This window comes from Nocardioides abyssi (genome assembly GCF_030412915.1).
Lineage (GTDB): Bacteria > Actinomycetota > Actinomycetes > Propionibacteriales > Nocardioidaceae > Nocardioides > Nocardioides abyssi.
Genome location: NZ_JAUHJR010000002.1, coordinates 340,018 through 360,010, shown reverse-complemented (window position 1 = coordinate 360,010; position 19,993 = coordinate 340,018). Strand labels below are relative to the sequence as shown.

The 19,993-nt window shown below is 74.9% G+C and carries 20 protein-coding genes; 6 read left to right on the top strand and 14 right to left on the bottom strand.

Annotated features, from left to right (window positions below; translation table 11 throughout):
• Positions 1-69 precede the first annotated feature (69 nt).
• A complete protein-coding gene (locus QWY29_RS06790; protein ID WP_300959940.1) occupies positions 70-1,056 on the bottom strand; it encodes a TIGR03557 family F420-dependent LLM class oxidoreductase in 987 nt (328 codons plus the stop codon).
• Positions 1,057-1,095: 39 nt separating this feature from the next.
• Positions 1,096-1,767 (bottom strand): hypothetical protein, encoded by a 672-nt coding sequence (locus QWY29_RS06785; protein WP_300959939.1) that lies wholly within the window; start codon positions 1,765-1,767, stop codon positions 1,096-1,098.
• A gap of 41 nt (positions 1,768-1,808) precedes the next feature.
• Here QWY29_RS06785 and QWY29_RS06780 point away from each other — a divergent pair, with 41 nt between their 5' ends.
• Positions 1,809-2,312 (top strand): mycothiol transferase, encoded by a 504-nt coding sequence (locus QWY29_RS06780; RefSeq protein ID WP_300959938.1) that lies wholly within the window; start codon positions 1,809-1,811, stop codon positions 2,310-2,312.
• Here QWY29_RS06780 and QWY29_RS06775 read toward each other — a convergent pair.
• Positions 2,290-3,597 carry an MFS transporter gene (locus QWY29_RS06775; protein ID WP_300959937.1) on the bottom strand — a complete coding sequence of 436 codons (1,308 nt, stop codon included), beginning with the start codon at positions 3,595-3,597 and terminating at the stop codon, positions 2,290-2,292. The two genes, QWY29_RS06780 and QWY29_RS06775, sit on opposite strands and share 23 nt — an antisense overlap.
• A gap of 66 nt (positions 3,598-3,663) precedes the next feature.
• Between QWY29_RS06775 and QWY29_RS06770 the strand changes: the two genes are divergently transcribed.
• Complete coding sequence (locus tag QWY29_RS06770) at positions 3,664-4,170, top strand: DUF427 domain-containing protein (protein ID WP_300959936.1); 507 nt, start codon at positions 3,664-3,666, stop codon at positions 4,168-4,170.
• A gap of 30 nt (positions 4,171-4,200) precedes the next feature.
• Here the strand turns inward: QWY29_RS06770 and QWY29_RS06765 are convergent, their stop codons facing one another.
• Positions 4,201-5,271 (bottom strand): glycoside hydrolase family 6 protein, encoded by a 1,071-nt coding sequence (locus tag QWY29_RS06765; protein WP_300959935.1) that lies wholly within the window; start codon positions 5,269-5,271, stop codon positions 4,201-4,203.
• A 98-nt stretch (positions 5,272-5,369) separates the two neighbouring features.
• Here QWY29_RS06765 and QWY29_RS06760 point away from each other — a divergent pair, with 98 nt between their 5' ends.
• Complete coding sequence (locus QWY29_RS06760) at positions 5,370-7,313, top strand: M3 family metallopeptidase (protein ID WP_300959934.1); 1,944 nt, start codon at positions 5,370-5,372, stop codon at positions 7,311-7,313.
• 351 nt (positions 7,314-7,664) lie between these two features.
• Here the strand turns inward: QWY29_RS06760 and QWY29_RS06755 are convergent, their stop codons facing one another.
• The 4 genes from QWY29_RS06755 to QWY29_RS06740 are packed head-to-tail and all read right to left on the bottom strand — an operon-like array spanning position 7,665 to position 11,217.
• Positions 7,665-8,294 (bottom strand): response regulator transcription factor, encoded by a 630-nt coding sequence (locus QWY29_RS06755; RefSeq protein ID WP_300959933.1) that lies wholly within the window; start codon positions 8,292-8,294, stop codon positions 7,665-7,667.
• Positions 8,291-9,427: a sensor histidine kinase gene (locus tag QWY29_RS06750; RefSeq protein WP_300959932.1), complete on the bottom strand. Its 1,137-nt coding sequence runs from the start codon at positions 9,425-9,427 to the stop codon at positions 8,291-8,293. The genes QWY29_RS06755 and QWY29_RS06750 overlap by 4 nt, the downstream gene beginning before the upstream one ends.
• Before the next feature lie 39 nt (positions 9,428-9,466).
• Positions 9,467-10,246: an ABC transporter permease gene (locus QWY29_RS06745; protein WP_300959931.1), complete on the bottom strand. Its 780-nt coding sequence runs from the start codon at positions 10,244-10,246 to the stop codon at positions 9,467-9,469.
• On the bottom strand, positions 10,243-11,217 hold the full coding sequence (locus QWY29_RS06740) for an ABC transporter ATP-binding protein (protein ID WP_300959930.1): 975 nt from the start codon (positions 11,215-11,217) through the stop codon (positions 10,243-10,245). The genes QWY29_RS06745 and QWY29_RS06740 overlap by 4 nt, the downstream gene beginning before the upstream one ends.
• Before the next feature lie 161 nt (positions 11,218-11,378).
• On the opposite strand from QWY29_RS06740, the gene QWY29_RS06735 reads away from it, so the two are divergent.
• Entirely contained in the window at positions 11,379-12,056 is a 678-nt protein-coding gene (locus QWY29_RS06735) for a PadR family transcriptional regulator (protein ID WP_300959929.1), read from the top strand.
• A 58-nt stretch (positions 12,057-12,114) separates the two neighbouring features.
• Positions 12,115-13,329 carry an acyl-CoA dehydrogenase family protein gene (locus tag QWY29_RS06730; protein ID WP_300959928.1) on the top strand — a complete coding sequence of 405 codons (1,215 nt, stop codon included), beginning with the start codon at positions 12,115-12,117 and terminating at the stop codon, positions 13,327-13,329.
• Positions 13,330-13,336: 7 nt separating this feature from the next.
• Here the strand turns inward: QWY29_RS06730 and QWY29_RS06725 are convergent, their stop codons facing one another.
• The 3 genes from QWY29_RS06725 to QWY29_RS06715 form a co-directional block, all read right to left on the bottom strand.
• Positions 13,337-14,080, bottom strand: a complete 744-nt coding sequence (locus tag QWY29_RS06725; protein ID WP_300959927.1) for a hypothetical protein — start codon at positions 14,078-14,080, stop codon at positions 13,337-13,339.
• Positions 14,077-14,892, bottom strand: a complete 816-nt coding sequence (locus tag QWY29_RS06720; protein WP_300959926.1) for a sensor domain-containing protein — start codon at positions 14,890-14,892, stop codon at positions 14,077-14,079. Before QWY29_RS06720 ends, QWY29_RS06725 begins: the two co-directional genes overlap by 4 nt.
• 73 nt (positions 14,893-14,965) lie before the next feature.
• Positions 14,966-15,208, bottom strand: coding sequence for a hypothetical protein (locus tag QWY29_RS06715; RefSeq protein WP_300959925.1), 243 nt, complete (start codon positions 15,206-15,208; stop codon positions 14,966-14,968).
• A gap of 254 nt (positions 15,209-15,462) precedes the next feature.
• Here QWY29_RS06715 and QWY29_RS06710 point away from each other — a divergent pair, with 254 nt between their 5' ends.
• Positions 15,463-17,103 (top strand): ECF transporter S component, encoded by a 1,641-nt coding sequence (locus QWY29_RS06710; protein WP_300959924.1) that lies wholly within the window; start codon positions 15,463-15,465, stop codon positions 17,101-17,103.
• Positions 17,104-17,240: 137 nt separating this feature from the next.
• Here the strand turns inward: QWY29_RS06710 and QWY29_RS06705 are convergent, their stop codons facing one another.
• The 3 genes from QWY29_RS06705 to QWY29_RS06695 form a co-directional block, all read right to left on the bottom strand.
• On the bottom strand, positions 17,241-18,197 hold the full coding sequence (locus QWY29_RS06705; RefSeq protein WP_300959923.1) for an LLM class flavin-dependent oxidoreductase: 957 nt from the start codon (positions 18,195-18,197) through the stop codon (positions 17,241-17,243).
• 2 nt (positions 18,198-18,199) lie between these two features.
• Positions 18,200-19,144 (bottom strand): GNAT family N-acetyltransferase, encoded by a 945-nt coding sequence (locus QWY29_RS06700; protein WP_300959921.1) that lies wholly within the window; start codon positions 19,142-19,144, stop codon positions 18,200-18,202.
• Positions 19,145-19,254: 110 nt separating this feature from the next.
• Entirely contained in the window at positions 19,255-19,872 is a 618-nt protein-coding gene (locus QWY29_RS06695; RefSeq protein ID WP_300959920.1) for a YceI family protein, read from the bottom strand.
• Positions 19,873-19,993: the final 121 nt, after the last annotated feature.

Genomic DNA, 19,993 nt, shown 5'->3' with positions numbered 1-19,993 from the left:
AGGCCGCAGGCATCGCACCGGGTTTCGAGACAGGCGCTGCGCGCCTTCCTCAACCAGCGGTGGGGGCGGTCACGGGGCGGCGGCGCGGAGCTTGTCGAGCAGCGGGACGGCGGCGTCGGTGAGGAACTGCTCCTGCAGGGCGTCGCCGACCTGGACCAGCGCGATGTCGGTGAAGCCGGCCTCCCAGAAGGCCGAGACGGACTCGACGATCTTGTCGAGGTCGGGGCCGCAGGGGATGGCGTCGGCGACGTCCTCGGGCCGGACGAACTGGGTGGCGCCGGAGAAGCCGGCCGGGGTGGGCAGGTCGGAGTTGACCTTCCAGCCGCCGGCGAACCAGCGGAACTGCTCGTGGGCCAGTGCCACGGCCGCCTCCTCGTCGGGCCCCCAGCAGATCGGGATCTGCCCGACCGCCTTCGCGCCCGAGCCGATCTTCGGTGCGCCGTCGACGGCGTTCCAGCCCTCGATGAGGTCGGCGCGGGGCTCGGTGGCGATGAGGTGGTCGGCCAGCGGCGCGAGCTGCTGCATGCCGCGCTCACCGGCGACGGCGACGCCGATGTCGACACCCTGCTCGGGGACGTCCCAGACCCGGGCGGACTCGACGTCGAAGTGCGCGCCGCGGTAGTCGACGAGCTCGCCAGTGTGCAGCGCGCGGATGATCTCGACCGCCTCGACGAGCATCTCCTGGCGCTGCCCGATGGCGGGCCAGCCGGCGCCGACGACGTGCTCGTTGAGGTTCTCGCCGCTGCCCAGGCCGAGGGTGAAGCGGCCCTCGGCGAGGATCTGCAGGGTCGCGGCCTTCTGCGCGACGACGGCGGGGTGGTAGCGCAGCGTCGGGCAGGTCACGTACGTCATCAGGTCCACCCGCTCCGTGGCGTGGGCGACCGCGCCGAGGGTGGTCCAGGCGTACGGCGCGTGCCCCTGCTCGGTCAGCCACGGCGAGTAGTGGTCGCTGGAGACCTCGAAGTCGAAGCCGGCGGTCTCGGCCGCGACGGCGTACGTCACCAGCTCCCGCGGGCCGCTCTGCTCGGTCATGAGGGTGTAGCCGAAGCGCGTCATGGAGCAGCGGTACCCACGCCGTTGCCGCCGACTCCGGCGTCAGTCGTCCTGCTGGTCCTCGACCTTCTTCTTGATCCGGCCCATGCCGGGGAGGTTCATCACCAGCTCGGACAGCTCCCGGGTCACCTCGAGCATGTCGTGCATGTCCGGCGCGACGGTGTCGAGCCGCTGGAGCAGCGGCATGACGTCCTCGCGCAGGGCGGTCTCGAGGGCCGGGAGCCTGTCGACCATCCCGACGACCGCGTCGACCTCCTCCGGCGTCGTGGACTCGCCGAGGCGCACGAGCACCGGCTCGAGGGCCTGCAGCGTCGGCTCGAGCCGCTCGGCGAGGTCGAGCATCCGCCCCACCGCGCCCTCCTCCACCCGGCGCAGCAGCACGTCGGCGCGCTCCCGCACGTCGTCGAGGCCGCCCATCGCCTCCTCGCCCTTGTCGGCGATCCGCGACGCCTGATCCACGACGCCGTCGGCGCGCGTGGAGGTCGCGTCCACGCCCTCGATCACCTCGTCGGCGCGCACCCGCGTCCCGTCGACGTCGTCCAGCAGCCCCTCGACGTGCAGCAGCAGCGCCTGCACCTGGCCGACGATCCCGCCGGCCTGGGCGAGCAGCGCCTCGGCGCCGGTGAGCAGGTTCGCCGCGCGGGGCGCCACGGCGAGCGCCTGGTCGACCAGCTGGCGCAGGTCGCTCGGGCCGGGGACGGAGGGGAGCCTCATGCGGGGCCGGTACCCCCAGGCGCGACGTACCGTCGGTAGGCATGACTCCCGCAGAGCTGCTGAAGGAATCGTTCGAGCGCGTCGTCGAGAGCGGTACGGCGGTCGTGGACGGCCTCTCCGAGGACCAGCTGGCCGCCCGGCCGGCGGACGGGGCGAACCCGGTCGCATGGCTGGTCTGGCACCTCGCCCGCGTCCAGGACGACCACGTCGCCGAGGTCGCGGGCCTGGAGCAGGTGTGGACGGCCCAGGGGTTCGTGGACCGCTTCGCGCTGCCGTTCGACCGCGACGCGACCGGCTACGGCCAGTCCGAGGAGGAGGTCGGCCAGGTGCGCGCGTCGGCGGACCTGCTGACGGCGTACCTCCGCGCGGTGCACGAGCAGACCGCCGCCTACCTCGGCACCCTCGGCGCGGACGACCTCGACCGGGTCGTCGACGACAGCTGGGACCCGCCGGTGACGCTCGGCGCCCGGTTGGTGAGCGTCGTCAACGACGACACCCAGCACGTCGGCCAGGCGTCGTACGTCAGGGGGTTGCTGGGCGCGTGACGCGGTAGCGGACGAACGTCGGCACCGCGAGCGCCGCGACGACCGTCCCGACCACGACCAGCACGCCACCGCCGGCGGCCGCGGCAGCCGTGCCGACCGCGGCCGCCGCGGCGCCGTGCGCGACGTCGGCCACCCGCGGGCCGCCGGCGACGACCACGATGAACACGCCCTGCAGGCGACCGCGGACCGCGTCGGTCGCCGCGGCCTGCAGCATCGAGGTGCGGAACGCCGCCGAGGCCATGTCCGCCGCGCCGCCGACCACCAGCATCAGCAGCGCGACCACGAGCATCGGCTCGCGCCACTGGCCGGCCAGGCCCACGGCGACGCCGAAGCCGGCCATCGCGACGCCCCAGACGACGATGCACCAGATGACCGCGAGCCCCTGCCGCTCGATGCGGGAGACCCAGCCGCTCAGCACGCCGCCGACCACCGCGCCGGCCGGGATGGCCGCGAAGAGCGCCGCGAACACCAGCCCGCCCTCGTCCGGGCCGCCGAAGTCCAGGTGCGCGATCTCGGGGAAGAGCGCCCGCGGCATGCCGAAGACCATCGCGATGATGTCGACGACGAACGACATCAGCAGCACGGGGTGGCCGCGCAGGTAGGCCAGCCCCTCCACCACCGACCGCAGGCCCGGCGTGCCGGCGATCGCGCCCAGCACCGGCAGCGGCGGCAGCCGCACGACCGCGCCCAGCGTGGCCAGCAGCGTGAAGGTGTCGATGAGGTAGAGCCACTCGAAGCCCAGCACCGGGATCAGCGCGCCGGCCACCAGCGGGCCGGCGATGGCGCCGGCCTGGAAGACGGTCATGTTCAGCGAGTTGGCCGCCGGCAGCAGGTGCGGCTCGAGCAGCCGCGGCAGCAGCGCGCTGCGCGTGGGCTGGTTGACCGCGAAGAACGCCTGCTGCACCGCGAACAGGCTCAGCAGCAGCCACACGTCGATCCCGCCGACGGCCGCCTGCGCCCAGAACAGCGCGCTGGTCACGATCAGGCCGAGCGTCGTGCAGACCAGGATCGTGCGGCGGTCGAAGACGTCGGCCAGCGCGCCGCCGTACAACCCGAAGACCACGAGCGGGACGAGGCCGAAGAGGCCGGTCAGCCCGACGTACGCCGACGAGCCGGTCTCGGCGTAGATCTGCGCCGGCACCGCCACCACGGTCAGCTGCGCGCCGATGACGGTGATGATGTTGGCGACCCACAGCCGCCGGAAGTGCTCGTTGCGCAGCGGCCTCGTGTCGGCCAGCAACCCCCGGAACCGCCCGCGCGCTGCCCCTCCACCTGCTCCGGCCACGGGGCGGAAACCTACGCCCGGCCCGGTGACGGGCTGCGTGCAGGGCCGCGGGCTAGCGTCGAAGACGTGCGACGACCACAGCGCGAGCAGCCGGGGCCTGGGCAGGAGTCGGTGTGGGACTACCCCCGGCCGCCGCGGCTGGAGACGACCACCGCCCGGCTCGAGGTGGTGCTCGGTGGCGTGACGGTCGCCTCGACCACCCGCGGGTGGCGGGTGCTGGAGACGAGCCACCCGCCGACGTACTACCTGCCGCGGGCGGCGTTCGTCGACGGCGCGCTCCGGCCGACCGAGGGCTCGAGCGCGTGCGAGTGGAAGGGGTGGGCGGCGTACTTCGACCTGGTCGGCGGGGCCGACGGTGCGGTCGTGGCCGAGCGCGCGGCCTGGACCTACCCCGACCCGACGCCGGCGTTCCGCGACCTCGCCGACGCGGTGGCGGTGATGCCGTCCGCGGTCGACGCGTGCTTCGTCGACGGCGAGCGGGTGGTGCCGCAGCCGGGGTCGTTCTACGGCGGCTGGATCACCTCGGCCGTGGTCGGGCCGTTCAAGGGCGAGCCGGGCACCTGGGGCTGGTAGTCCCGGCGGCCCGCCGAGCTGGCAGCCGGGTCAGCAGCCGGGGCGCTCGGCCAGCCCGAGGAGCCGGTCGGCGAGCAGGTCGCACCACACGCCGGAGGCCGGGCCGCCGTTGAGGGGGCCGTCGGACTCGCCGGGGTGCTTGACCCACAGCGTGCCGTCGAGGCCGCCGTCGAAGACCAGCTTGGGGGCCTTGCCGACCCGCGCCCAGGTGGGGTTGATGACGTCGCCGGCGACCGGGTTGCGCGCGCCGTTGCGGGAGGTGTCGACGACCTGCTTGACGCCGGTGACGCCGAGCTTCTTGAGCTCCTTGCGCAGCAGCGTGCCGTAGGCCTTCTCGTCGGCCAGGGCGCGGAAGTTCGACACGTTGGTCGCGATGCCGCGCCCGAAGCCGACCCCGGCCCGCTTCAGCAGCGCCGCGCGACCGTCGTACGGCGTCCACCCGCTGTGGCCCGCGTCGAGGTAGACCCACGCGCCGGCCGCCGCGAGCCGCTTGACCGCGAACCGCAGCAGCGCCAGCCGGTCGGCGACGTCGTCGCAGCCGGGGTCGCCGATGAAGGGGATCGCGTCGGGCTCGACGATCACCAGCGGCTTGCTGGACCCGATGCCGGCGGCGACCTGCTTGACCCAGCCCTGGTACGTCGGGCCGTCGGCCGCGCCGCCCGCGGAGTACTGGTCGCAGTCGCGGTCGGGGATCGAGTAGACGACGAGCACGGGGGTCTTGCGCGCGGCGACCGCGAGGTCGGTGTACTGCTGCACGACGCCGCGGACCGAGGGCGTCCCGTAGTACTCGATGCCGAGCCACAGCGCCTGGGCCTTCTTCGCGATCGGCGCGTGCCGGACCTCGCCCTGGGTGAAGGCCGGCATCCGCTGGTCGACGAAGAGGCCGCGGGTCTTGCGGGGGTCCTTCGCCTTCTTGGTCAGGGTCCGGTCCGCTGCTGGGTCCGCTGCCGGGACCGTGGTCCGTGCGGTCGAGGTGGTCGCCGCGGCTGCGGTGCCGACCGGGGCGACGGTCCCGGTCCCGGTCGCGGCGAGGCCACCGAGCGCGAGCGCGGCGGTCGCGACGAGGGACGCGACGCGGGCGCGCGGGGACCGGGGGAGCACCCCCCGAGCGTACGCCGCGGCGCCCCCTCGCATCGGCGAACGGACGTGACCGTCGGCACCCGCCCCTGCAGTCGGCACCCGCCCCTACAGTCGGGCGCGTGACCTCCTCGCCGCAGCCCGCCCCGCTGGCGCCCCTCGACCTGCCCGACGCACCGGCCGCCGCCGCGTGGCTCCGCGCCCGCACCGACGACGGCCTGGCGCGGGCCCGGACGCTGGTCGAGCAGCTGCGCTCGGCCCCGCCGGCCGACGCGCTCGCCACGCTCGAGCAGTGGGACCAGGTCACCCTCACGCTCTCGAACGTCGCTGCCGCCGGGTCGCTCCTCGGCAACGTCCACCCCGACGAGGCGGTGCGCGACGAGGGCGACCGCGCCGAGCGGGAGGTCGACAAGCTCGCCACCGAGCTCTCCCAGGACCGCGCGCTGCACGACCTGCTCGCCGCGCTGGACCCGTCGGGCCTCGACCAGCAGGCGACGCGGCTGCTCGAGCGCTCGCTGCGCGACTTCCGCCGCGCCGGCGTCGACCGCGACGAGGGCACCCGGGCGCGGATCGCCGAGCTCAACGACCGGCTGACCGAGCTCGACCAGACCTTCTCCCGCACGATCCGCGACGACGTGCGCTCCATCCGGGTGGCGCCCGAGCGGCTGGCCGGGATGCCGCAGGACTGGCTCGACGCCCACCCCGCCGCCGGCGACGACGGCCTGGTCACCGTCACCACCGACTACCCCGACGTCGTACCGGTCCGCACGTTCTGCCACGACGCCGACGTGCGGCGCGACATCGCCGTGGCGTTCCTCCAGCGCGGGTGGCCGCACAACGACGAGGTGCTGCGCGAGCTGTTCGCGCTGCGCCACGAGCGCGCGCAGCTGGTCGGCCACGCCGACTGGCCGTCGTACGACGCCGAGGTCAAGATGATCGGTTCCGGCCCGGCCATCCCGGCCTTCATCGGCCGCATCGCCGAGGCCGCCCGCGAGCCCGCCGAGCGTGACCTGGCCGTGGTGCTGGCCCGCCTGCAGCAGGACCGCCCCGACGCCGACGCGCTCACCGCCGTCGACTCCTCCTACTACGAGGAGCTGGTGCGCAAGGAGCAGCTCGACGTCGACGCGCAGCTGGTGCGGACCTACTTCGAGTTCCCGAAGGTGCGCCAGGGCCTGCTCGACGTGACCGGCCGGCTCTTCGGGCTGCACTACGAGCCGGTCCCCGACGCGCCGGTCTGGGCGCCCGACGTGACGGCGTACGACGTCACCTCGACCGTCGACGGCTCTCCTGTCGGCCGCATCTACCTCGACCTGCACCCCCGCGAGGGCAAGTACGGCCACGCCGCGCAGTTCACCCTCGTCGACGGCGTCGCGGGCAAGCAGCTGCCCGAGGGCGTGCTGGTCTGCAACTTCTCCCGCGGGCTGATGGAGCACGACCACGTCGTCACGCTGTTCCACGAGTTCGGCCACCTGGTGCACCACGTGCTCGGCGGGCACGGCCGGTGGGCCCGGTTCGCCGGCGTCGCCACCGAGTGGGACTTCGTCGAGGCGCCCAGCCAGATGCTCGAGGAGTGGGCCTGGGACGCCGACATCCTGCGGTCCTTCGCGACCGACGCCGCCGGCGAGCCGATCCCGGCCGACCTCGTCGAGCGGATGCGCCGGGCCGACGACTTCGGCAAGGGCCTGGCCGCGCGGGTGCAGATGTTCTACGCCGCGATGTCCTACTGCTTCCACGCCGAGCGGCCCGACGACCTGACCGCGCGGATGGTCGAGCTGCAGGAGCGCTACTCCCCGCTGCGGTGGATCGACGACACCCACATGTTCGCCAGCTTCGGCCACCTCGGGGGCTACTCCTCGGCGTACTACACCTACATGTGGTCGCTGGTCATTGCCAAGGACCTCTTCAGCGCCTTCGACCCCGCCGACCTCTTCGACCCCGAGGTCGCCGGTCGCTACCGCGACCGCGTGCTCGCCCCCGGTGGCGCCAAGGACGCCGCCGACCTGGTCGAGGACTTCCTCGGCCGGCCCTACACCTTCGACGCGTACGCCGCCTGGCTCGCCCGCTGACCCGCCCACCCTCCGCTGGTCGAGGAAGTTGCGCTGGCAACTGTCTCGAGACCCCGTGAGCCGGGAGGCGGCCTGTCGGCGCACGGTCCGCCGCTGGGGCCGGGGCCTGCGGCTCCCGCCGGGCGGGCAGGCCCGGTCAACCAGGGCCTCCGCTCGTTCCTCGCTCCGGCCCCGCCAGGCCCATCCACGACCGGGCCTGCCCGCCCGTCGTGTGCCTCCGGCGCCGGCTCGGGGCGGCGCGCCCGCCGCGCACGTCCGTCGACGGGCTACCAGAAGTGCCCCAATCGAAGCATTACCCCAGGTCGCGGGGCGCCGTGACCGACTTCGGGTAGTCGGTCGACGACGGACGGGTCAGATCCAGCCCATCCGCCGGGCGACCGCGCAGGCGTCGTGGCGGTTGGCGGCGCCGAGCTTGGTGACCGCGCTGGAGAGGTAGTTGCGGACGGTGCCGGGGGAGAGGGAGGCGCGGGCGGCGATCTCGTCGACGGGTGCGCCGTCGGCGGCGAGCTCGAGGACGTCGGACTCGCGGGGGGTGAGCGGGCTGTCGCCGGCGGCGATGGCCTCGGTGGCCAGGTCGGGGTCGACGTAGCGCCCACCGGCGTGGACGGTGCGGACGACCTGGGCGAGGGTCGCGGCGGAGGTGGTCTTCGGCAGGAAGCCGCGGACCCCGGCGGCCAGGGCGCGCTTGAGGTGGCCGGGGCGGCCGTGGCTGGTGACGATGACGGTGGCGCAGCCGGGCAGGGTGCGGGTCAGCTCCTCGGCGACGGCGATGCCGTCGAGGCCGGGCATCTGGAGGTCGAGGACGGCGACGTCGACCCGGGCGTGGAGGGCGACGGCGACGGCCTCCGTGCCGGTGGCGGCCTGGCCGACGACGGTGAGGTCGTCCTCGAGGTCGAGCATCTGGGCGAGGGCCTCGCGGATGAGGTTCTCGTCGTCGGCGAGCAGCACCCGGATCGGGTCGGGGTCGGCGGGGGTGGTCACGGCAGCACCATCCGGACGGTGAAGGTGTCGGCGTCGCGGGAGGTCTCCAGGCCGGCGCCGAGGCTGGCGAGCCGGGCGCGGACGCCGGCGAGACCGGTGCCGCCGCTGCCGTCGCCACCGGTCTCGAGCAGGGCGCCGTCGTTGCGGACGGTGAGCGAGCCGTCGGCGTACGACAGCTCCACCCGGGTCGCCCGCGAGTGCCGCAGCACGTTGGTGACGGCCTCGCGGACCACCCAGGCGGCGGGCTCGTGCCAGTCGGCGGGCAGGTCGTCGACGGCGGAGGTGGCCTCGATGCCGGCGGAGCGCAGCAGCGAGACGGCGCCGTGCAGCTCCTGGTCGAGGTCGACGGCGCGGTAGCCGCGGGCGAGCTCGCGCGCCTCGCGCAGCCCGTCGTGGGCCAGCGAGCGGACCTCGAGCATCCGGTCGGCGGCCCGGTCGTCACCGCGGGCGGCCAGCGTCGCCGCGAGCTCGGCCTGCACCGCGATCGTGGACAGCCGGCGACCGAGCACGTCGTGCACGTCGCGGGAGAAGCGCAGCCGCTCCTCGGCCACCGCCAGCGCCGCCTCGGCGTCGCGCCCGCGGTCGAGCTCCACGACGATGTCGAGCAGCCACAGGGAGAGCCGGGCGGTGACCATGAAGAACGCCCCGGCGAGCAGTCCGTACGCCGCCGGGCCGGCCTCGCGGGCCGGCAGCCAGGAGGCCAGGCCCACCGCGACGACCGTGGCCGCGGCGACGCGCTGGTCGCAGTAGCCGCCGAGCCCCCAGGCCAGCGAGAACGCGACGACCAGGCCGGCGGCCGCGGGCAGCTCGCCGGGCAGCGCGGCCGCGGCGGGGACCGCCACGAGGGCGAGGCCGGCGAGGGTGAGCGTGCTGCGCCGGGGGATCGGGCCGGGGTGCGGGTAGAGCCGGATCGCGTCCCGCAGCGCCCAGGCGGAGGTGACCGTGAGCGCGACCCCGCCGACGAGGAGGGCGACGTAGGCGACCGGGTGCTCCGGTGCGACCGCGGCGGCACTGAACAGCACGAGACCGTTCATCGCCGCGGCGATGGCGTAGAGCGACTGGCGCGTGTAGAGGTCGACCCGCTCGACCTGGTCGCGCCCGCTCCACGAGCCGCGCCACCACCGTCCCGCCACGGGCTCGACCCTAGCCGCGGACACGAGCACCGCCACCCGTCACGACCGGGGCTCCCACCGCATCGAGCGGCGGGCGAGGTAGACCGCGAGCAGGGCCCAGGCGACGAGGACGAGCAGGGGCTGGCCGGCGGCGGCCCAGGTGTCGGCGAAGTCGAGGGTGCGCTCGACGTCGCCGGTGTCGAAGCCGAACCAGGTGACCCGCACCAGGTCGGTCATCGCCGCGCCGGGCGTCAGGTCGGTGAAGCGGCGCACCTCGTCGGGGAAGCCGATCGCCACCTGGCCCAGCACCGCCAGCAGGATCACCGGCATCGACGTGATCTGGGCGGCCTCGGCGTTCTTGGTCCAGGCCGCGGTCCACAGCGCGAAGGCCGCGAAGAGCAGCAGCGTCACGACGACGGTGACGGCGTAGAGCAGCGGGTTCAGCGGAGCGTCCTGCCCGAGGACCATCGCCACCGGCACCGCGACGATCGCGGTGCCGAGCGCGATCACGAAGCCCGGCAGCGCGAGCGAGGTGATGATCTCGGCGTCGGTCGCCTCCCCCGTCCGCAGTCGCTTGAGCACCAGCTCGTCGCGGCGGGTGACCAGCTGGGAGAGCAGGTTGTAGAAGACGGGGAAGAGCGCCGCCATCATCAGCGCGGTCACGATCGCGGCCGCGCCGGCGCCGCCGGACCCCTCGGAGCCGGAGTCGCCGACCAGCAGCAGGAGCAGCGGCAGCAGCGGCAGGACGACGGCGTAGACGAGCGTCAGCCGGTTGCGCACCACGAGGGTGGCGTTGGCCCGGGCGAGCCCGACGGTGCGGGGGAGCGAGAGCGTGGTCATCGGTCGGCTCCTTCCAGAGCGCGGTCGTCGGAGTGGGCGCCCGAGGCGATGGCCAGGAAGACCGACTCGAGCGTCGCGCTGCGGGCGTCCAGCCCCTCGAGCCGTACGCCGCCCTCGGCAGCGGCCGCGAGCAGGGCCGTCAGCGTGACCTGGAGGTCGGTCGACTCGACCGTGGTCGAGCCGTGCTCGGTGGTGACCCGCACGGCCGCGGGCAGCGCGGCCGGGTCGGGCAGGCCGGGCAGTTCGGCGGGCGTGCCCTCGAAGCGGATCGTGGCCGGCAGGTCCGCGCCGAGCTCGGCCGGCGTGCCCTCGCGGACGATGCGGCCGGCGTGCATGATCGCCACCCGGTCGGCCAGGGTCTCGGCCTCCTCCAGGTGGTGGGTGGTCAGCAGCACCGAGCAGCCGCGGCCGCGCAGCCGCGCGACGAGGTCCCACACGCGCCGCCGGCTCTCGGGGTCCAGGCCGGTGGTCGGCTCGTCGAGGAGCACCACCTCCGGCTCGCCGAGCAGCGTGCAGGCCAGGTCGAGGCGGCGCAGCTCGCCCCCGGAGAGGCTGCGCACGCGCACGTCGACGCGGTCGGCCAGGTCGAGGTCGGCCAGCGCGTCGGCGACCGGGCGGGGCACGGTCATCGTCGCCGCCCACATCGCCAGGGTCTCCCCGACGGTCAGGTCGGCGGGGAAGCCGCTGGTCTGCAGCAGCACGCCGGTGCGGCGGCGTACCTCCGCGCGGTCGGCGACCGGGTCCAGACCCAGTACCCGGACCTCGCCCGCGGTGGGGGGCGCGAGCCCCTCGACCACCTCGAGCGCGGAGGTCTTGCCCGCGCCGTTGGTGCCGAGGAGGGCGACGACCGTGCCGGGCTCGACGACCAGGTCGATCCCGCGGACGGCCTCGAAGGCGGTCGTGCCGCTGCCGTAGCTGCGGCGCAGGTCGCGGACCTCGATGTGGGGGCCGGGGGGTGCGTGCGTGGTCATGGCTCCACCCTCCCGCCGGCCGTGGTGGTCGGCCAGTGCGGGGGCTCACCGGTCGGGGATGACGTTTGTCAGGTCGCCGCGCTTGTCCGGTGCCAGCACTCGGCGTACGCTTGCGATATATCGCGAAGTTGTCGCGATACCACCAACGTTCGGAGACATCCATGAAGCACCACTCCCACCCCCACCGCGGCGGTCCCTGGGGACCGCCCTGGGCCGACCAGGGCGGCGCCGGCCGCCACGGGCACGGCGGCGGTCGCCGCAGCGGCCCGCCCCCGTGGTTCGCCGGGCTCTTCGGCGCCCCCGACGGGCGCGAGGGCCGCCGTGGTCCGCGCGTGCGCCGCGGCGACGTGCGCGCCGCGATCCTCGACGTCCTCGCCCAGGCGCCGGACGCCGAGCCGCTCAACGGCTACCAGGTCATCGGCGCCATCACCGACCGCAGCCAGGGCGCCTGGCGCCCGAGCCCGGGCTCGGTCTACCCGACCATCCAGCAGCTCGAGGACGAGGGGCTCGTCGAGACCGACGCCGCCCGCGGCCGCCGGGCGCTGCGGCTCACCGAGGAGGGCCGGGCGTACGTCGCCGGGCACCCCGACGAGCTCGCCGCCGTCTGGACCCCCTTCGAGGCCGCCCGCGAGGACTCCCGCGGCGGCGTCGACCTGCGACCCGAGATCGGCCAGGTGATGAGCGCCGTGTGGCAGATCGTCACCTCCGGCACCGACGGGCAGCGCCGCGCGGCCGTCGACGTCCTCGTCGACACCCGCCGCCGGCTCTACGGGATCCTCGCCGACGGCGACCCGGCCGAGCCGGACGCCGCCGACGACGAGCCGCCCGCGGACGCATGAACGAGCGCCTGCGCGTCGGCGCGCGCGAGCGGCGACGGGCGTGGTTACCCTCCGGTACGTGACGACGCCCTCCTTCGACCTCGGCCCCGACCACCTCGAGCTGCAGAGCTGGGTCCGCTCCTTCGCCGCCGACGTCATCCGGCCGGCGGCCGCGGAGTGGGACGAGCGCGAGGAGTTCCCCTGGCCGGTGCTGGAGGAGGCCGCGAAGATCGGCCTCTACTCCCTGGACTTCTTCGCCACCCAGAGCTTCGACGAGACCGGGCTCGGCATCCCGGTGACCATGGAGGAGCTGTTCTGGGGCGACGCCGGCATCGGCCTCGCGATCGTCGGCACCGCGCTCGCGGCCGCCGGCGTCAGCGCCAACGGCACGCCCGAGCAGGTCGGCGAGTGGGTGCCGCAGATGTTCGGCGAGCCCGGTGACCTGCGGCTCGGTGCGTTCTGCTCCTCCGAGCCCGATGCCGGCAGCGACGTGGGCGCCATGCGCACCCGCGCGACGTACGACGAGGCGACCGACGAGTGGGTCATCAACGGCACCAAGACCTGGGCCACCAACGGCGGGCTGGCCGACGTCCACGTGGTGACCGCCGTCGTCGACCCCGACCTGCGCGCCCGCGGGCAGGCGTCGTTCGTCGTCCCGCCCGGCACCAAGGGGCTCACCCAGGGCCAGAAGTTCCACAAGCACGGCATCCGCGCCTCGCACACCGCCGAGGTCGTCCTCGACCAGGTGCGCGTGCCCGGCCGCTGCCTGCTCGGCGGCAAGGAGAAGCTCGACGCCCGCCTGGCCCGGGCCCGCGAGGGCACGCGCGCCGGTGGCAACGCCAGCATGGCGACCTTCGAGCGCACCCGCCCCGCGGTGGGCGCGCAGGCCGTCGGCATCGCGCGGGCGGCCTACGAGGTGGCGCTGGACTACGCGAGGACGCGTGAGCAGTTCGGCCGGCCGATCATCGAGAACCAGGCGATCGCCTTCGCGCTGGCCGACATGCGCACCTCGATCGACGCCGCTCGGCTGCTGGTCTGGCGCGCCGCGTGGATGGCCAGCCAGGGCAAGTCGTTCGACGCGGCCGAGGGCTCGATGTCCAAGCTCGTCGCCGGCGAGACCGCGGTGAAGGTGACCGGGCAGGCGATGCAGGTGCTCGGCGGCAACGGCTTCACCCGGGAGTACCCGGTCGAGCGGATGGCGCGCGACGCGAAGATCTACACGATCTTCGAGGGCACCTCGGAGATCCAGCGGCTCGTCATCGCGCGCGCGATCTCGGGCGCTCAGATCCGCTGACCGGGGGTCAGCGGGCGTAGAAGGTCCGGGTGCGCCCGGGGCCGTCGGCCGGCACGACCACCACGGAGTAGCGGGTCACCCGCCGGCCGTTGTGGTCGGTGACCCGGAACCAGCGGTGCTCCCCCTCCGCGATCCTCGCGGTCCGGATGCGCTGCCGGCCCGTGCCGTCGTGGCGGGAGAGCAGCACGCGGACGGTGCCGCCCCCGCTGAGGTTGTCGACGCGGATTCGGTCGTCGCCGTTGCGGGCGTCCTTGGTCCGGATGAGGATCGGCTCCGGCGGCGAGCAACGGCGCGCGGCGTCGTCGGCGGTCCGACCCGGGTACCCGCCGCCGCAGCTGTCGAGGACGTAGCCCTGGGCCACCACCGGGCCGGCGGTGCCGAGGAACGTCCCCGCGGTGGCGGTGACGGTCGCGGAGACCGAGAACTCGCCGTACGCCGTCACGAGCACGTCGAACCTCGCCACCCCGGCGTCGTCGGTGGTGGTGGTCGTCGTCGCCGGCCCGGCCGGCGCCGGGCCGGTGCGGGTGACCTCGACGACCAGGCCGGGGACCGGCTCGCCGCCGCGCGTCGCGGTGAGCGTCGCCGGCGTCGGGGCCCCCAGCTCGGCGTGCGGCACGGCGAGCACCAGCGCGAGGTCCGTGTCGTCCGCCTCGTCGGGCGCGGTCGGCTCGGCGGTGGCCGAGGTGGCGGGCGCGGCGAGCGCGAGGGCGAGCAGCGCGCACAGGGCGACGAGCAGCCGACGGAGCATCACGCGGCGTCCCCGCTGCCGCCCGCGCCGGTGTCGGCGACGACGGGCTCCTCGTCGGGCTCGTCGCCGGCCAGCACAGCGAGCAGCCGGCCGACCGCGGCCTCGGTGTAGGGCGTCAGCTCGCCGGTGGTCTCGCCGAGGTCGAAGCGGCTGAGGAAGACGACGTGGTTGTCGATCCGTGCGGCGGAGAGGCGGATCGTCACCGGCAGCTCGAAGCCCTCGGCGGTGGCCGAGCCGACCGCACTGATGTTGAGCTGCTCGTCGACCTCGTCGGAGACGGTCGCGTCGTCGGAGTCCACCTCCAGCGCGAACGACGGGCCGTCGTCCTCGGTGACGTCGATCCGGTCGCAGTCCTCCAGCGCGGCGCGGAGCCGGTCGAAGCGCTCGGTCACGTCGTCGGTCGTCGCGAACGACGACACGCCGCTGGAGACCGACGGCGTGCCGAGCTCGTTGGTGGCCTCGTAGGACGCCTCCGCCTTGGCCTCCGCCTGGTCCAGGTCCTCGTCGACCGCGGCCAGGCAGCCCAGCCCGGCGGAGTCCTCGTCGTCCTCGTCGTCGGCGCCGTCGTCGGGCTCCGGCTCGAACCCGAGGCCGAGGTTGTCCGGGGACAGCACGGCCCGGTCGACCTGCGCCTGGTCGAGCACGACGACGTCCTCGCCGACGCCGGCCGAGCCGCCGAGGCCACCGGGGCCCTCGGCGCCGGAGTCGTCGTCGGAGCCGCAGCCGGCGAGGGCCGCGACGAGGAGCACCCCCGCTGCGAGCGGCGCGAGCCGGGCGGTCCGGCGGGAGGTGCGGGTGCGGGCGGGCGTGGGCATGAGGACCTCGGAGCTGGGGGGCGGCGGGACGGTCGGGAGGGGGACCGTACCGCGGGCCGGCGACCCGGTCGGGTCAGGCCGAGGCGTCGAACCTCAGGCCGAGTGCGTCGACGACCGCCTCCACGGTGAGCCCGCTCGCCTCGAGGTAGCGGTCGAGGTCGGCCTGGGTGACCTCGGTGCCCCCCGAGGAGCACCAACGCTGGAGCAGGTCGCCGCCGACGGCCAGCCGCGCCTCGGTCTCGGAGCAGCCGATGCGGCGGTAGGACTCCAGCAGGCGGTGGTCGGCCTCGGGCAGCCAGGCGAGCGGGTCGGACATGCGGCGGTCCTCCTCGGTGCGGGTGCGGCCAGCCGCCGGACGGACGGTGGCAGAGGTGCGGGACCGCCGAGCTTCCCCCTGGCTCGGAGGTCCGCGGCACCAGTGTCAGGCCGGTCCGACCGGGGGACCGGGGGGTCGGGCGTCCCGGGCCCGACCCCGGACGTTCCCGAACAGGCCGCGCGGGCGGCGTACGGCTCCTAGGCTGGGCGTCCGCACGCACCGCGCGGGGAGACTCGATGGGGAGAGGACGCACCGTGCACCTCGACGACGCGCGCCCCGCCCGGGCCGAGCAGACCGGGGGCGCCGAACCGGCAGCCACGAACCGGTGGGACCGGTTCGCCGAGGGGCTGCAGCTGCTCCGACGGGCGGCGGGGGAGCCGTCGTTCGCCGAGATCGCCCGGCGGGTCGCCGAGCAGCGGGTCGCCGACGGCCTCGACGAGCACGCGGCGCGGGTGGCCCGGACGACGGTGTACGACGCGTTCCGCACGGGCCGCGCCCGGGTCAACGTCCCGCTGGTGCGCGAGATCGTCCGCGCGCTCGACGCCGACCCCGCGCTGGTCGACGACTGGCTGCGCCACCCGCCACCCGCCACCACTGCCACGTCGGTCGACCCCGGACCGGCGACGACCGAGCCAGCGCCCGCCGGGGCCGGTCGACGACGGTGGACCCACGTCCTCCTGCTGCTCCTGGCCTGCGTCACGGTCAACCTGGCCGGTCGCGAGCTGGTCGAGCTGCTCGAGCTCCCGGCCCACCTGGACATGGTCGGCACGGCGCTCGCCGCGTTCGCGCTCGGTCCGTGGCACGGCGCGCTGGTCGGGCTGTCGACCAACCTGGTCGGGACGGTGCCGAGCGGCACGGAGTCGCTGCCGTTCGCTGCCGTCAACGTCCTGGGCGCGCTGCTGTGGGGCTACGGCGTGCGGCGGTGGCGGATGGGGCGGTCCCTGCCGCGGTTCCTCGCGCTCAACGTGGTCGTCGCGGTCGCCTGCAGCCTCGTCGCCGTGCCGATCCTCCTCCTGGCCCTCGGCGGCGCCACGGGCCACGGGCAGGAGACGATCCGCCAGACGCTGGAGGACTACGGCGCGCAGCTGGTCGTCGCCGTCGGCGCCTCCAACCTGCTGGTCTCCCTCGGCGACAAGCTGATCAGCGGGTTCGTCGCGCTGGTGGCGGTCTCCGGCCTGCCCGCGTCGCTGCGGTCCGGCGCCGAGCTGCCGTTCGCCGTCCTGCCCGGCAACGGCCCTGCCACGGGCTCCGGTTCCGGCCACGGCTCCGGCTCCGGCCACTCGCCGGGGGGGCGGCGGGTGAGGCAGCGCTTCCGCGGCCGGATCGCCGGGGTCGGCACGACGAGCGGCGTGCGGGTCGTGGTCGGGCACTGGCACGACACCCCGCTCGGTGCGTTCGCCGACGCGATGGTCGAGACGGCCGCCGGCCACCGGGTGCTGCTCGCTCCCCACGACGGGGCCGCGGAGTTCATCGCCGCGACCTACACCTTTGACGAGGTGCGGATCGAGCCGTTCGCGGTGACCGAGCCGGACGGAAGGTGGGCCGTGCGGTCGGACTCCCTGGTGCTCGACCTCGCCGTGGGCCGCCGCACCGGGCTCGGCCGGCTGCTGCGCGTCGTGCCGGACCGGGTCGCCACGGCGCCGGCCTTCTGCACGCTCACCGACCCCGTCGCGCGGCTGGTGCTGCGCGGCGTGCGCACCCGCGGGTCGGCCGCCGGCACCCGGCGCGAGTGGTACGGCGCGACCGACCACGTGGCCGTGACGGCTGCGGCCGGCACCTTCGACGGCGTACCCCTCGGCCGGCTCGCCCGCGTCGAGCCGCCACCGCGCTTCGGGTTCTCCTCGACCCCGCCGCGCCCGTCGGTCACCAGCGTCGTCACCACCGTCGAGCTCTGACCCCGGCGCCCGCCACCCGTCGCCACTCCGCGGCCATCCCTCCCGCTCTGCGGCCGATGCATCGGCAGGGAAGCGTGAGGATCCCAAGTTAACGTGGGATGCGCCTACCCACCGGGGGTACCCACGACGACCGGCCGCTACGCCCGGACGGCAGGCAGGACGGTCTCGGTGACGAGGCGGAGCGAGGCCCAGGAGGGGTCGGCGGGGAGGCCGCCGCAGGCGGGGTGGTTGGTGACGAGGCGGACGTCACGGGAGCGGATGCGGTCGACGAGCTCGTCGGCGGTGCAGACGAGGTAGACGCCGGCGGCCTTCATCTCCTCGACGGTGGTGGAGGGGTCGAGGACGTGGGAGGCGGCGTCGCCGTGCCAGGCCTGGTACGCCGTGGCGTCGGCCAGCAGGTGGTGGCCCCACCGCTCCCAGAACTCCTCGGGCCGCTCGGCGCAGAAGACGTTCGCGGGGCCGGCCGGCGCGGTCAGCACGAGGCCGGGCTCGCGACCGAGTGCGCGGCAGGCGGCGACGTACTCCTCCTTCAGCGCCGGGTCGGAGTGCTGCGGCTGGAAGGACAGGCCGAGCCGGGCGGCGCGGCGGGCGGCCGCGGGCGTCCCGCCGCCGTAGAGCAGGAAGGGGTGCGGGTCGCTGAACGGCCGCGGCGTGACCCGGCCGGTGGACCATGCGTCGAGCATCGTGGTGATCGCGGCCTCGAGGTCGCGGCCGCGGGTGCCCCAGGGGCGGTCGAAGAGGGCGTACTCCACCTCGCGGTAGCCCAGACCCAGCGTGAACGACACCCGCCCGGCCGCGAGGTGGTCGAGCACGGCGATGTCCTCGGCGAGGCGCAGCGGGTCGTGCAGGTTGGGCAGCAGCGCGGCGACGGTGATCGGCACCCGCGTCGTCACCGCGGCCATCGCAGAGGCGACGAGCAGCGGCGAGGGGAGGTAGCCGTCCTCGGCGGCGTGGTGCTCGGACAGCATGATCGCGTCGTGGCCGTGCGCGTCGACGTACGCCGCCTGCTGCAGCGACCGCGCGTAGACCTCCTGCCGGGTCGCGGCGTCGCCGCCGGGCACGCGGAAGTCGTAGCGGGTCACGAAGGAGGCCATGGCTACAGGGTGGTGCTCCGGTGGATCCACGTCGAGCACACGACCATCCCGACCTTCTCGTAGAGGCCGCGGGCACCCGCCCGGGTGTCGGTGGAGAGGTAGCAGCGGGCCGCGCCGTGCTCCCGCGCCTGGCCGAACGCGTCGACGAGCATCGCCGGCGCCAGCCCGCGGCCGCGGTGGTCGGGGCGGACGGCGATCCGGGCGACGTACGCCGCGTCGCCGGCGAGGTAGACGTGCGTCGCGCCGACGACCTCCTCGCCCGAGCCGGAGCCGGTGGCGTGCACGAGCAGCCGCAGGTTCCACGGCTCGGCGCCGGGCCGGTCCCACACGCGCGCGCCGAAGTCGGCCAGTGACATCCGCTCGCGCTCCGACCACTCGAGGAAGGCGTCCTCGACCAGCGTCCACGCTGCCTCGCGGTCGGCCTCGGTGGCGTCGCGCAGCGCGTAGCCCTCCGGCAGCGCCCGCGCCCGGACCTCCGCCCCCTCGGGCAGCTCGAGGTCCCACGCGGTCCAGCGCACCTCGTAGCCGAGGTCGGCCAGCAGCCGGTCGGCCGCGCTCCCCTCCGGCACCTGGGTGCCGACGCGGGTCGACCCGGCGGCGCGCGCCCGGGCCTGCACCCACCGGGCCAGGGCGGTGCCGATGCCGCGCCCCTGGTGGTCGGGGTGGACGGCGGTGTAGGCGACGTCGGGGGCGGAGAGGTCGGCGTACGCCACGAGCCGGTCGCCGTCGAGGACGCCGACGGTGCTGGCGGCGACGTCATACGACGGGCGCTGCCAGTCCGCGACCACGTCCTCCAACGTCAGCTCGGCCTCGCCGAGGTCGACGACCTCCTCGGCGGCGATGACCGCGTGCACGGCGGCCGCGTCGTCCATGGTCAGCGGGCGGGCGGTGAGGCCGGCCGGCAGGCCGGGCAGCGCCGGGTGGTCGCTCTCGTCGGGGGCGCTCATGCGGAGGATGAGACCACGGGGACGACGGACGGGGCCGCCCTTTTTCTCGAGGGTCTCTCGAGGGCGGCCCCGTCCGGGGTGCTGCGGGGCGTCCGGGTGGACGCCGGGGGTCAGGCGTTCTTGATCGCCGAGACGTCGAACTCGAGCTTGATCTTCTCCGAGACGAGGACGCCACCGGTCTCGAGCGCGGCGTTCCAGGTCAGGCCCCAGTCCTTGCGGTTGATGGCGGTGCTGCCCTCGAAGCCGACGCGGAGGTTGCCGAACGGGTCCTGCGCGGAGCCGGTCTCGTCGAAGGCGATGGTGACCGGGCGGCTGGTGCCCTTGATGGTGAGGTCGCCGGTGATCGCCCAGGTGTCGGCGTCGACCTTCTCGACCGCGGTGGAGCGGAAGGTGATGGTGGGGTTGACCTCGGCGTCGAAGAAGTCGGCGGAGACGAGGTGGCCGTCGCGGTCGGCGGAACCGGTGTCGATGCTGGCGGTGGTGATGGTCAGCGAGACCGACGAGGCGGCGGGGTTCGCGGCGTCGATGTGGGCGGTGCCCTCGAACTCCTTGAACGCGCCGCGGACGGTGGTGACCATCGCGTGGCGGGCGCTGAAGCCGATGCGGCTGTGCGAGGCGTCGATGGTGTAGTCGCCGGAGATGTCGTCGACGGCGGTGGTGGCGGCGTCGAAGACGGCCTCCGGGGCGGTGTCGACGACGGTGTCGGACTTGCGGCTGAAGATGCTCATGCGGGGCTCCTGAGGTGGTGGTGGTGACCTCGGGTGACGCCGAGGTTCGTTCAAAGTTCAACCACTAGAACGGACCGCGGTCCGTTTCCATTCCCGGTTCTGTGGTGTGGTCTGGACCACG